We start from the raw sequence: 13,137 nt of genomic DNA, 5'->3' as shown, positions 1-13,137 counted from the left end.
TCACAGTTTCGGGTCAGGATTGACCGTATGACCATCCACCGCGATTACCTGACCCGACACCAGCCTCGCTGCATCTGAAGCTAGGAATACAGCCATGTTCGCAATGTCCTGCGCCTCTACAAAGCGGCCCATGGACGTGCCCGAGGCATAGCCGTCGTAAACCTGATCCCGGGTCATGCCCTTGGCATCGGCCTCGCGCTGCAGCACGCCCTCCATTCGTGGACCTTCGACCGAACCCGGGCAGATCACATTGCAGCGGATTCCGTGCGGCCCAAGCTCCATCGCCAGCGTTTTGCCTAATCCCACCATGCCCCACTTGGCCGCCGCATACGGCGCGCGGTTGGGGTATCCGTACTGGCCTGCAGTCGATGAAGTAATCAAGATCGCGCCGCTGCGTTGCTGTTTCATCAGAGGTGCGGCGTATTTAGAGCACAAAAATGACCCCTCTAGATTGATGGAAAGGCATGACCTCCAATCCGTCAAGGAAACGTCCTCAACTGCTGCGGTGGGACCCGCTATCCCCGCATTCGCACAGAGCACATCAAGCCCGTCCCATTCGGTCTCAAGGTCGGTAAACGCAGCCGCGACAGCATCCTCATCCGACACATCAAGCTGGCTTTGCTTCCAATGCGCCGGGCAATCCGCCAACGCATCCGCATCAACATCCGCAACCCAGACCTGAGCCCCGGCAGCATCAAACGCTTCAGCCATGGCCCTGCCGACGCCAGAGGCGCCTGCGGTAATCAAGACCCGGCTGCTCATGCGGGCTTGCGGATCGCCGCGCCCGCGCCTTCGGGATAAGGCAACCCGGCCTGCGCCTCGGCAACCCGTGCCATCGCGGCCTCGATCTCGGGTGAAGGTGGGCTGGGGCGTCGGGTCTCAAGGCTGACATGCAGAAGAAAGCTTTCGCCTGTGGCCAACAGCGTTTCACCCTCGTACATGCTGTGGAAGACATGCAGCTTCTTGCCCTGCCCTAACAGCATCTGCGTACGGCATTCGATCCGCGACCCCGCATGGGTCTCCTGCATGTAACGGATGTGATTTTCGGCAGTGAAATAGCTGCCGCCTGTCGCGATATACTCCATATCGCAGCCAATGATTTCCATGAAACGATCCGTGGCCGCTGCAAAGGCCTCCAGATATTTAGCTTCATTCATGTGGCCATTGTAGTCGGTCCAATCCAGCGGAACGGCGCGCGACAGCGTGAGGATCGGCTGGCTCAGATCCGCCTCGTCCAGCGTCGGCAGCGCTCCTGGCTTCAAGGCCGCATCATGCTGGTTCAATACCGCCCCTGCACCATAGTTCTGGGCCTTCAGCGCCCGCATCATACCAACGAGGTTATTGTCCCGGATACGCTCCAACTCGCGGATCGAGTACTTGCCAGACTGCGCATCCGACTGATCCGCAATCATGTCGACCAACTCATCGGTGAACTCAGGCACATCCATCAGTTTGGTCCAGGGCCATTTCAGCGCCGGGCCGAACTGAGCCATGAAATGCCGCATCCCGGCCTCTCCACCGGCCACGCGATAGGTTTCGAACAGTCCCATCTGGGCCCAACGGATACCAAAACCCATGCGGATGGATTCATCGATCTCTTCGGTCGTTGCGATGCCGTCTTTCACCAGCCAAAGCGCCTCGCGCCACACCGCCTCGAGGAACCGGTCAGCAATATGCGCGTCGATTTCCTTCTTGATGTGCAGCGGGAAGAACCCCACCGAGGTCAAAAGATCTTTGGCCCGCGCGATCAAGTCAGGTGAATTCTTGTCGGTCGGAACCAGTTCGATCAGTGGTAACAGGTAGACCGGGTTAAACGGGTGGGTCACCACGATCTGCTCGGGTCGCAACGCGCCTTCCTGTAACTCCGAGGGCTTGAACCCGCTGGTCGAGGACCCGATGATTGCATCTGGATCACAAGCCCCCTGCAAGCTCTTGTAAACCTTCAGCTTCAGATCAAGCCTTTCCGGTACGCTCTCCTGAATCCAGATCGCACCCTGAACTGCCTCACCGAGATCGTCATGAAAGCTCAGCGTCCCTTCGGGCGGCAGAAGTACATCGCTCAACCCCGGCAAAGAACGACGCGCGTTATCTAACACCTCACCGATCTTCCTCTCGGCTTCAGGGTCGGGATCGTATACCCGAACATCCCATCCGTTCAGCAGAAACCGGGCAGCCCACCCGCCACCAATCACTCCGCCTCCGATGATTGCTGCTGTTTTTGCTTGCTGTTCTTTGCCCACGATCCGCCTCTTCATCTGGCCAAAAATATCTCGGGGGTTTGGGGGCTGGCCCCCAATCCGCGACTACTTCGCAACCGGAGCCCGCTTAGTAAGCCCCAGCTTCTCACGTACTTCCTGCGGCCCGATCACCCGCGCGCCCATGTTTTCGATGATGCTGCCTGCACGCTCGACCAACTGCCAGTTTTCGGCCAGAACACCCTTTTCCAGCCACAGGTTGTCCTCCAGCCCGACGCGTACATTACCGCCCGCCAAAACCGAGGCCGCGACATACGCCATCTCATTGCGCCCCAGCGAAAACGCGCTGAACGTCCAGTCATCCGGCACATTGTTCACCATCGCCATAAAGGTGTTGAGATCATCCGGAGCCCCCCACGGCACCCCCATACATAGCTGGACCAGAGCGTTCGGTTCCAGAACACCCTCTTTCACCAGCTGCTTGGCGAACCACAGATGGCCGGTGTCGAAGGCCTCGATCTCGGGCTTCACACCCAGATCGGTCATCATCTGCCCCATCGCCCGCAAGGCGCCGGGCGTATTGGTCATCACATAGTCGGCCTCGGCAAAGTTCATCGTGCCACAATCCAGAGTACAGATTTCAGGCAAGCACTCCGCTACATGTGCAACACGTTCAGTGGCACCAACCAGATCTGTTCCAACCTCAGCCAGCGGCAGAGGGTTCTCGACACCTCCAAACACCATATCTCCGCCCATGCCCGCCGTCAGGTTCAGAACCGCGTCTACTTCGGCATCGCGAATGCGGTCCGTGACTTCACGGTACAGCGCCAGATCGCGTGAAGGCGCACCGGTCTCGGGGTCGCGCACATGGCAGTGCACCACGGCCGCACCGGCTTTCGCTGCAGCAATTGCACTATCGGCAATCTGCTTCGGCGAACGCGGCACATGTGGGCTGCGATCCTGTGTCCCGCCCGAGCCGGTGACGGCACAGGTGATAAAGACTTCGCGGTTCATTTCCAAAGGCATGGCGTTATCCCCAGCTTATACCCGGTTTTACCGTGGGTTTTCCCCAGGCTTCTCCCCGGATTCCGATTTGCGTCAACGCCAACTCTGACGCAGCCTTGAGGGAACCACTTAGCAAAATGCGAATCAGACTTGATGAAATCCGCAAAAAACATACTGCAGCCCGAACATCGCGCCCTGAAAACGGCGGTGCTGGTGCTGGACGAATGCAACACACTCAGCTTCGCGGCCGCCGTCGATCCGATGCGTGCTGCCAACCGACTAGCGGATCGGCCCGCTTTTGATTGGGACTACGTCACGGCAACCGCAGAACCCGCGTTGCTGACCAGCGCTCTGAATGTGCAGGGCATTCCCCTGGCCCGGTTGCAGGGCTGCGATCTGTTGATCGTAGTTGCCGGATTCCAATTGGCCCGTCATGCGACGCCCAGCCTGCTCGCCGGGCTCCGCAGGATCGCGGCCACCGGTGCAACAATCGCCGGGATAGATGGCGGCCCCTGGTTACTGGCTGAGGCTGGATTGCTCGACGGTCACGCGGCGACGACCCATTGGGAGGATTTGGAGAACTTCGCTGCGCGCTTTCCCAATGTCGATGTGCGCCCTGACCGATTTACCGTCTCCGATACACGCCTAACCTCCGGCGGCGCCGTCCCGGCGATCGATATGATGCTCCATATTATTGCTGCACGTCATGGCGCGGGCTTTGCCGCCCGCGTGTCCGGGCTATTCCTCTATGAAGGTACGTCTCAGCCCTCAAAACCACAAAGCCGCACCGGTGCGCCGCACCGTCACACCGCGCTCACTGCCAAAGCCAACTCATTGATGGAATCCTCACTGGACGACCCCCTGTCCCTTGCGCACATCGCCGATAGACTCGGCACTAGTACGCGCACCCTGCAGCAGCAGTTCCGCCTGCGCCTGAATACAACTCCACAGGATCATTACCTGCAACTCAGACTGGCCGAGGCCCGCCGTCTGGTTACCGATACCGACCTGCCGCTGATGGACGTGGCGCTGGCCACCGGCTTCGCCTCGCAATCCAGCTTCGCCCGCGCGTTCCGAACCGCCCACGGCCTCACGGCTCGCGACCTCAGGCAAGACCGTACGCAACCAACCCATCACTGACACGATCCAACTTCATCTGGCATAAAATACCTCGGGGGAGTCGCCAAAGGCGACGGGGGCAGAGCCCCCATCCCTTCAATATGGCATCGGAAACGCCCGATGCGCCGCACTGATCTCGGCCATCACTTCGGACGACAGCTTCAAATCCTTACCCGCCAGAATATGTTCTAGCTGCGCTACATTTGTCGCGCCAAAGATGGTTGAGGCCATGAACGGACGGCTGCAACACCACGCCAGTGACATGTGGATCGGGTCCAGCCCATGCCGCGCGGCGACATCCAGATAAGCCGCCACTGCATCAAAAACGCGATCTGTTTTGCGCCCGCCCATATTCGGCACCAGCGCCATGCGTGATCCTTCTGGAACAGCACCACCTTGATATTTCCCAGTCAGGAAACCTGCCGCCAACGGTGAGAATGATAGTAACCCGACATCTTCCAGAAGACACAATTCAGCCAGGTCGGTATCGAATAACCGGCAGAGCAAAGAATATTCGTTCTGGATCGACGCGACCCGAGGTCCACTAACCTCATCCGATGCCCGCAACCACTGAGCGGTACCCCAAGCGCTTTCATTCGACAGACCAAAGGCGCGGATATTGCCCTTGTCCACCTGCGCCTGCAGAGCGATCAGGCTTTCGCGCATCTCGTCCATAATCTCGTCCCGGTTGTGACCCGAGGGTGCATAGTCCCAGTTCTGTCGGAACATGTAGCTGCCACGATTTGGCCAGTGGAACTGATAGAGATCTATACAGTCAGTCTGTAGACGACGCAGTGAACCCTCTATCGCCTCAGGTATGGTCTCTTTCGAGATTGGGGCGCCATTGCGCGCATGCACGAACCCTTCACCAGAGTGTTTCGTGGCCAGCACATAGTCCCCGCGCCGCGAAGGATTGGCGGCATTCCAATTGCCAAGAATCTCTTCGGTCCGCCCGACCGTCTCTGCCGAGATCGGGTTCACCGGATACATCTCAGCCGCGTCGACAAAGTTGATCCCACCCGCAAGCGCCATGTCCATCTGGCGGTGCGCCTCAGTTTCCGAGGTCTGAGTACCAAAGGTCATTGTCCCAAGACATAAATCCGACACCATGATCCCGGTGCGGCCCAAAGGCTTCATATCCATTTGAAATCTCCTAAAATATATTTGTGGCCGATCAAGCCTCGGCCTTTTTCTCCCATCGTCCGGATTCCTCGGACCAATACTGTGCCGAACACCCCGCCCCGGTCAGAGCCTTCCACTGCCCGCGCGCATGTTGAACCGCCTCCGGATCATTCCCGTCGAACAGAATGCAGACACGCTCCATGGTCGAAACTTCCTCCGCCTCAACCGTTGCCCCATCGACAGCCATTACACAGGTCGCGCCATTTGCTGCCCCTTGGCCGGTCGTCAGCAGAACGGGCTGTGCCGCGTCGTGCGGGCCACCTTCGCGGCCATGCGGCAGGAACCCGTCCTCAGGTCCCAGCCACAACTTCTCATCCAGCCAGTCCATCCGCGCAGGGTCGACACCCCGCACGGCAATCCGCCATCCGGCCTGCCGTGCCTTGTCGAGCAGCACAGGCAATGTGTGCTCCAACGGCTGACGGGTCAGGTGGTAGAAATAGACGGCACCCATGCGCTTACTCGAAATTGTCCTGCACGAACCGGCTTAGCGCGCGGACGCCCCAGCCCGTGGCCCCTTTCGGCGCATAAGAGGTCTCGGAAGAGACAGAGGCCACACCTGCGATATCCAAGTGAATCCACGGCGTCTCTTCCTTGACGAAACGCTGCAGGAACTGCGCTGCGGTGATCGAACCTGCGGGCCGCCCGCCCACGTTCTTCATATCCGCAATGCGCGATTTAAGTTGTTTGTCGTAGCCTTCACCCAAGGGCAGCCGCCATGCGCCCTCGTCCTCGGCCTTGGCCGACTTCAGGAAGGCGTCGCAGAAGGTGTCATTGTTTGAAAACACACCGGCATTCTCATGCCCAAGACCAATGATGACCGCGCCCGTCAGTGTGGCCAGATCGATCATGCCCACCGGCTGGAACCGATCCTGCGCGTACCACATGACGTCACACAGAACCAAACGACCCTCGGCATCGGTGTTGATGATCTCGACAGTGTCGCCTTTCATCGAAGTGACCACATCGCCCGGGCGAGAGGCATTGCCCGAGGGCATGTTTTCGACCAACCCGACCAGCCCCACGACATTGGCTTTGGCGTTGCGCTTGGCCAACGCTCGCATGGTTCCGGCAACAACACCCGCGCCGCCCATGTCCATGGTCATGTCTTCCATGCCTCCGGCCGGCTTAAGCGAGATACCGCCGGTATCGAACACGACGCCCTTACCGACCAAGGCCAGCGGCGCGTCATCCTTGTCGCCGCCGTCCCATTGCATCACCACAACTTTTGAGGGGCTGACCGAGCCCTGCCCGACGCTCAGCAGCGTACACATGCCCAGTTCGGCCAGCTTGTCCTCTTCCAGAACCTCGACCTTCAGGCCCAGCGATTCCATCTCGACCAATCTGTCCGCGAACTCAGTTGTCGTCAGCACATTCGCGGGTTCATTTGTCAGATCTCGTGTCATGCGCACACCGTCTGCGACGGCATAGAGCGGCGCAAAGTCAGCTTCGGTCTCCTCCGGCTTGGAGTGACCGATGGTGATCTCACCCGCCGGGTCTGAGTCCTTGGATTTGTGGACATCGAAATCGTAGGCACGCAGTACCATGCCCAAGGCTACCTCTTCGATACGCGCGTGATTGGCGGCCATGACCAGCACGGGTTTGCCCGCTACAGCTTTCGCCAGATTGGCCCCGGCCTTGCGTGCCTCGTCAGAGTCGGGGCGACGCGGCAACACCAGAATATCCAGCGCCTCGGCCACCATTCCGGCAGGCCAGGCCAGCGAAATAACATTACCCGATTTGACCTTGCTGAACCGCTCGCTTTCGACCAGCCGCGCAACCGCGCCTTTGGTCAGGCGATTGGCTCGACGCGCGGCGGGGCTCATCTTGCCATCGGCGGGAATGAGAATGGCCACGCGCCCTTCGGTTTGCGCTATCGCATCAAGGTCAAAGGGGGTGAATCGGACGGGCACAAGACTGCTCATATCATTCTCCTGAAAAATGCGTTGCCCAAGACCTAGCCCGCGCAGCCACCGTTGACCAGATAGCAGTTTTCCCCGCCGGGCAATTGCATTATGGTCGCGCGAAAATAACGGCAGGCTCGGGGGAGAGAACGTGACACCAATCGGCAGTTACAGGCCGTCGCGCATGATTCCATGCCCGATTGTGATTCTTGGATGCCGGGGTCTGACGGGGATGCCCACGTGATCCTCGACCGCTATTTTGCCCGCCGCTTTATTCAAAGCTTTCTTGTTATCGGCGGTATTTTTCTGACCTTGATGATCCTGATCGATCTGATCGAACAGGTGCGGCGGTTCGATGGTGTTGACCTATCCTTTGGCCAGTTGCTGCAACTGACGTTGCTGAACACACCGGCCGCGATCAGCGAGATGTTACCCCTGCTGATGATCCTGGCCACCATCGCGCTGTTTGTCGGCCTCGCCCGCAGCTCCGAACTGGTGGTGACCCGCGCAATCGGGCGATCCGGTATCCGAGCCCTGCTAGCGCCCGTGTTGCTTGCGCTGACCATCGGCGCACTTGCTGTGACTTTGCTGAATCCCATCGCGGCCGCGACGTCGGAAGAGTTCCAACGTTTGTCCGATGGCTATCGCAACCAGGGTGGTTCAGCCCTGTCCATCAGCCGCGAGGGGTTGTGGTTGCGCCAGAGCTCAGCCAACGGTCAGTCGGTGATTCACGCAACCGGCACTGTCAATGGCGACCGGTTCGCCCTGCGGAACGTGACCATCACAACGTTCTCATCCGACGGCAAGCCGAACCAGCAAATCTCGGCCCAGAAAGCTGATCTGGAGGATGGATTCTGGACCTTGCATCAGGCCAAAATCTGGCCCATTCAGGACGACCTCAATCCCGAAGCAAATGCCACCAGCCATGAGATCCTGAACCTACCCACAACGCTGACCAGAGACCGGATTCTGGACACTCTCGGGCAAAAGGATTCAGTTTCGGTCTATGATCTGCCGCAGTTGATTCGTGATCTGGGCGAGGCGGGATTTTCAACCAAGCAATATGAGGTCTGGCTGCAAGTACAACTTGCGCGACCCCTGTTTCTGGTTTCGATGGTTCTGATCGGGGCCGCCTTCACAATGCGCCATGTCCGGTTCGGCGGCACCGGAGTTGCCGTGCTGACCGCTGTATTGCTGGGGTTCGGTATCTACTTCATCCGGAATTTCGCCCAAATTCTTGGCGAAAACGGGCAATTACCTATTCTGGTCTCGGCCTGGGCCCCACCCTTTGCGGGCATTCTACTGTCTCTGGGCCTGTTGCTCCATGCGGAGGATGGCTGATGCGCTCCGTCCTGTCTTTGTTGCTGTCGAGCGCACTGATCCTCTCGCTGCCAGCAGCAGTTGCCGCACAGTCCGAACCAGAAGGTGCCGCCAGCGAGGCTGACGCGACTGAACAGAATCAACCCGCCCTACTGGTGGCCGATGAGATATTCATTACCCCGGATCGCAAACTGGTCGCAGAGGGGAATGTCGAGGCCTTCCAAGGCGACGTCAAACTGACAGCGCAAAGCGTCACCTATGATCGCGAAACCGGCGAGTTGACCCTGACCGGCCCAATCCGGATCGATCAGGGCGGAAACAGCACATTGCTGGCCGATTCCGCGCAGTTGGACAGCGGGATACAAAATGGCCTTTTGATGGGTGCGCGCATGGTCTTTGACCAGCAAGTGCAGATCGCCTCAGTCCAGGCCACCCGTGCGGCAGGTCGCTACACGCAATTCAGCAAGGTCGCCGCAACCTCATGTCATGTCTGCGCGAATGGCAGACCCCCGATCTGGCAAATTCGCGCCCGTAAAGTGACCCATGACCAGCTTGAACGGCAGCTCTATTTCGAAGGCGCACAGTTCCGAATACTTGATGTCCCGGTCTTCTACTTTCCCACGCTGCGCCTACCCGACCCGACACTTGAGCGGGCGACCGGCTTTCTCGTGCCGTCGATCCGCACCACTTCGCAACTGGGCACTGGCGTTCAGGTGCCGTATTTCTTCAAGATCGGAGATCACAAGGACCTGACTCTGACGCCGTATCTGTCGTCCAAGACCCGCACACTTGGGTTTCGTTACCGACAGGCATTCAAACGCGGGCGCATTCGGCTGCGGGGCTCTTATACACGCGACGACCTGCAGCCCGGTCAGGATCGGGGGTATTTCTTCGCCGATGGCCGGTTCGGTCTTGGAAATGACTACCGGCTGACATTCGACATCAAAACAACTTCGGATGACTCGTATCTGGCAGATTACGGCTTGCCCGATTTTGACCGCCTTCGTAGCGAAATTGCACTTGAGCGGATCAAGCGTGATACGGCGTTCAGAACCAGCTTCATCCACTACAAGTCCCTTCGGGATAGCGAAAATCAGGATGAAATCCCATCGCGTGTCTTCGACATCAACTATCGAAAGCGACTCTTCCCCAGCACCTTAGGAGGTGAAGTTGAACTAAGCCTCGATGGTCACACCCACACGCGAACCAGTGACGAAGATATTATTGGTCGCGACGTCGCCAGGGCAACATTCGATGCGGAATGGCTGCGCAACTGGACCTTTGCGACCGGATTACGTGCAGAAGCATTGGTGGGCGCGTCAGTGGATACGTTCAATATCCGCAATGACAGCGAGTTTCCGAACAATGTAACCCGCTCGACCCCGCGTGCAGCTTTTACCCTGCGCTACCCCATGCTGCGCCGCGAGCAGTCCGGTGCAACACAAATCCTTGAGCCAATCGCGCAAATTGGTTGGACGCATGTTTCGAACAATGACGTTCCCAACGATGAAAGTACCTTTCAGGAACTCGATCAGGGCAATCTTTTGTCCCTTTCGCGCTTTCCGGCCCCCGACCGCCGCGAAGACGGTGCAACAGCCGTTGTGGGCCTGAACTGGTCTCGGTACAACGCTGACGGCTGGCGGGCGCTGGCGACAATCGGACAGGTCTTCCGGTCCGATGCGGATCCGGATTTCACGCTCACATCGGGGCTGCAGGGTACCAAGTCCGACATTCTGCTTGCCGGGCAATTGAATAACGGCAAGGGGCTGACATTGGCCGCGCGTGGGCTTTTAAACAGCGATTTCAGTTTTACCAAAGCTGAAATTCGTGCAGGCTGGTCTAGTGGAGATACGGCAATCTCCGGCGGTTACATCTGGCTCGAACCTGATCCTGCTGAAGCGAATAATGATGAAATCTCGGAATTACGGGTGAGCGGTCGCTACCGCGTAGATCAGAATTGGTTGACCCGAGCCAACGCACGCTATGATTTCAGCGAATCTGAACCACTCCGCCTTGGGTTCGGCGTGACCTACGAAAATGAGTGTGTGCAGGTAAATGTGAACGTCAACAGACGCTTTACCTCCACATCAAGTATTGAGCCTTCGACCGAATTCGGCTTTACCGTTGCCCTGACAGGGTATTCCGTCGAAGGCGATGGACAGAAGTTTAAGAGAAGATGCAGTTGATCTCAGGTTTCACAAAATCTCTCCGCTCTGGCTGCCGTAGATCGGTGCTGCCGGTGCTGGCTGCCGCGCTTGTTGCAATGGCCACACCACAGGTTCAGGCTCAAAGCCTGTTCTCGCCTGCAATCCGGGTCAATCAGGACATTGTCACCTGGTATGAACTTCAACAACGTCAGCAGTTTCTCGAATTGCTCGGCGTTCCGGGCAGTTCCGAGCGCGAAGTCCGCGAAGCCCTGATCGAGGATCGTCTGCGCAAACAGGCGATGCGCGATGCCGGCATCGAAGCCGCGCCCGAAGATATCCAGACCGGGATTGATGAATTCGCCTCGCGCGGCAACCTCAGCAGCGAAGAGTTTCTGCAGCTGCTCAACAATGCGGGCGTATCAAAGGAAACCGTCCGGGATTTTGTCGCCGATCAACTGTCCTGGCGCGACTTTGTCAGTACCCGCTTTCTGTCGCAGGCTCGTCCCTCGGAAGATGAGATCAACCGTGCACTGGGTCAGGGTGGCGGCGGCGGCCTGCAGGTTCTGTTGTCCGAAATTATCATTCCGGTAACACCGCAGACCCTGGCGCAGGCTGAAGCCCTGGCCGATGAAATCTCACAACTTCCCGATCAAGACAGCTTTTCTTCGGCTGCTACGCAATACTCTGCCGCTGCCACACGCGAGAATGGCGGGCGACTGGATTGGCTGTCGCTCAACAACCTGCCTCCGGCCCTGCAACCCGTCATTCTGGGCTTGAAAAACGGTGAGATCACCGACCCACTGTCGCTCCCGAACGCCGTGGCTCTGTTCCAGATGCGCGGCATCCGCGAAGTTGCCGCGGGTGCCCCAACCTATTCCGAGATCGACTACGCGATCTACTACCTTCCCGGTGGCCGCAGCACCGAAACGCTTGCGAAAGCCGAAAAGCTCAAGGAAGAGATCGACACTTGCGATGACCTCTACGGCATCGCCAAAGATCAATCGCCCGACGTGCTGGAACGCCTTACCCAAAGCCCCTCGGCGATTCCACGCGACGTAGCGCTTGAGCTGGCCAAGCTTGATCCAAATGAGGCATCGGCCACGCTGACGCGCAACAACGGGCAGACGCTGATGTTCCTGATGCTGTGCAATCGCACCCGCAACCTGGGCGAAGACACCACCCGTGTGGACGTGGCAAACGCACTGACCCAGCAGCGGTTGCAGGCCCTTGCAAACAGCCTGCTGGAACAGCTGAGGGCCGACGCTGTCATCATCGAACAATGATCGCCCCAATCGCGCTAAGCTGTGGTGAGCCCGCCGGGATCGGACCCGAAATCGCAGCCAAAGCTTGGGCAGCCCTGCGCGATACCTGTCCGTTCTTCTACATCGGCGACGCATCACATTTGCCCGATGGAACACCCATTACCCGGATCGCCGACCCGTCTGAGGCGACACCGGCCAGCGCCTCGGCTCTGCCGGTGCTGCATTTCGACTTTCCTGCCCCGAACACGCCCGGCCACCCCGATCCAGCAAACGCACTTTCGGTCATCGATTCTATTGAAAAGGGTGTTGAGCTGGTGAGTTCCGGCGCAGCCTCTGCACTTTGTACCGCCCCGATCCACAAAAAGGCGCTGATCGACGGTGCGGGTTTTGCCTTCCCCGGCCATACCGAATTTCTTGCGGCGTTGGCAGGCCGGTCGCGCGTGGTAATGATGCTGGCCAGCGAACAGCTCCGCGTGGTTCCTGCCACCATCCACATCCCGCTCTCCCAGGTCCCAAGCGCACTCACCCCAGAAGTGCTGCAAGAAACCATCGAGATCACCGCCCAAGGTCTGCGCACCCAATTCGGTATCCACCATCCTCGCATCGCCATCGCGGGGCTGAACCCCCACGCTGGCGAAGGCGGGAAAATGGGTACGGAAGAGCTTGACTGGATCGCGCCACTGATCGCAGACCTCGATCCAATCGACTACGCAGTGACGGGCCCGCACCCCGCCGATACCATGTTCCACGCCGCTGCGCGCTCCCGCTATGATGCCGCGATTGCAATGTATCACGACCAGGCCCTGATCCCGATCAAGACACTGGATTTCGACCGCGGTGTGAACGTAACCTTGGGCCTGCCCTTCGTCCGGACCTCGCCGGATCACGGCACCGCTCTGGATATCGCGGGCCAAAGCAGCGCGAACCCCAACAGCCTGATCGAGGCCCTGAAGCTCGCCCAGCGAATGGCGCAGTCCCGCTAATGCTTCATCTGGCCCCAAATACC

11 protein-coding genes are annotated in these 13,137 nt (G+C 58.9%); 5 read left to right on the top strand and 6 right to left on the bottom strand.

The genetic code is table 11. From position 1 onward, the window contains the following. From ACRZ96_RS01545 to bcoG, 3 genes are all read right to left on the bottom strand, one after another. Complete coding sequence (locus ACRZ96_RS01545; protein WP_170396769.1) at nt 1–762, bottom strand: SDR family oxidoreductase; 762 nt, start codon at nt 760–762, stop codon at nt 1–3. Next, nucleotides 759–2,240: a carnitine 3-dehydrogenase gene (locus tag ACRZ96_RS01540; RefSeq protein WP_480814171.1), complete on the bottom strand. Its 1,482-nt coding sequence runs from the start codon at nt 2,238–2,240 to the stop codon at nt 759–761. Before ACRZ96_RS01540 ends, ACRZ96_RS01545 begins: the two co-directional genes overlap by 4 nt. A 63-nt stretch (nt 2,241–2,303) precedes the next feature. Then, complete coding sequence (bcoG, locus tag ACRZ96_RS01535; RefSeq protein ID WP_170800613.1) at nt 2,304–3,221, bottom strand: 3-dehydrocarnitine:acetyl-CoA trimethylamine transferase BcoG; 918 nt, start codon at nt 3,219–3,221, stop codon at nt 2,304–2,306. A 132-nt stretch (nt 3,222–3,353) separates the two neighbouring features. Here bcoG and ACRZ96_RS01530 point away from each other — a divergent pair, with 132 nt between their 5' ends. Beyond that, nucleotides 3,354–4,340, top strand: coding sequence for a GlxA family transcriptional regulator (locus ACRZ96_RS01530; RefSeq protein WP_480705003.1), 987 nt, complete (start codon nt 3,354–3,356; stop codon nt 4,338–4,340). 75 nt (nt 4,341–4,415) lie between these two features. Here ACRZ96_RS01530 and ACRZ96_RS01525 read toward each other — a convergent pair whose 3' ends face one another. From ACRZ96_RS01525 to ACRZ96_RS01515, 3 genes are read right to left on the bottom strand one after another with little or no spacing between them, the layout of a single operon-like run. Beyond that, nucleotides 4,416–5,462: an aldo/keto reductase gene (locus ACRZ96_RS01525; RefSeq protein ID WP_480436753.1), complete on the bottom strand. Its 1,047-nt coding sequence runs from the start codon at nt 5,460–5,462 to the stop codon at nt 4,416–4,418. Between the two features lie 31 nt (nt 5,463–5,493). Then, on the bottom strand, nt 5,494–5,952 hold the full coding sequence (locus ACRZ96_RS01520) for a DNA polymerase III subunit chi (RefSeq protein ID WP_170567077.1): 459 nt from the start codon (nt 5,950–5,952) through the stop codon (nt 5,494–5,496). 4 nt (nt 5,953–5,956) lie between these two features. Further along, complete coding sequence (locus ACRZ96_RS01515; RefSeq protein WP_480771489.1) at nt 5,957–7,423, bottom strand: leucyl aminopeptidase; 1,467 nt, start codon at nt 7,421–7,423, stop codon at nt 5,957–5,959. Nucleotides 7,424–7,642: 219 nt separating this feature from the next. Between ACRZ96_RS01515 and lptG the strand changes: the two genes are divergently transcribed. Genes lptG through pdxA form a run of 4 tightly spaced genes read left to right on the top strand, consistent with a single transcriptional unit; the run spans nt 7,643 to nt 13,114 of the window. Continuing rightward, nucleotides 7,643–8,743: an LPS export ABC transporter permease LptG gene (gene lptG, locus ACRZ96_RS01510; protein ID WP_170646596.1), complete on the top strand. Its 1,101-nt coding sequence runs from the start codon at nt 7,643–7,645 to the stop codon at nt 8,741–8,743. Further along, nucleotides 8,743–10,908, top strand: a complete 2,166-nt coding sequence (locus tag ACRZ96_RS01505) for an LPS assembly protein LptD (protein WP_170422029.1) — start codon at nt 8,743–8,745, stop codon at nt 10,906–10,908. Before lptG ends, ACRZ96_RS01505 begins: the two co-directional genes overlap by 1 nt. Then, a complete protein-coding gene (locus ACRZ96_RS01500; RefSeq protein ID WP_480814170.1) occupies nt 10,899–12,152 on the top strand; it encodes a peptidylprolyl isomerase in 1,254 nt (417 codons plus the stop codon). Before ACRZ96_RS01505 ends, ACRZ96_RS01500 begins: the two co-directional genes overlap by 10 nt. Continuing rightward, nucleotides 12,149–13,114 carry a 4-hydroxythreonine-4-phosphate dehydrogenase PdxA gene (gene pdxA, locus ACRZ96_RS01495; protein ID WP_480814169.1) on the top strand — a complete coding sequence of 322 codons (966 nt, stop codon included), beginning with the start codon at nt 12,149–12,151 and terminating at the stop codon, nt 13,112–13,114. Before ACRZ96_RS01500 ends, pdxA begins: the two co-directional genes overlap by 4 nt. Nucleotides 13,115–13,137 lie beyond the last annotated feature (23 nt).

Source organism: Ruegeria sp. CF1, from assembly GCF_056537445.1.
The sequence above is the reverse complement of the archived record's forward strand: the minus strand, read 5'-3'. Positions and strand labels throughout refer to the sequence as shown.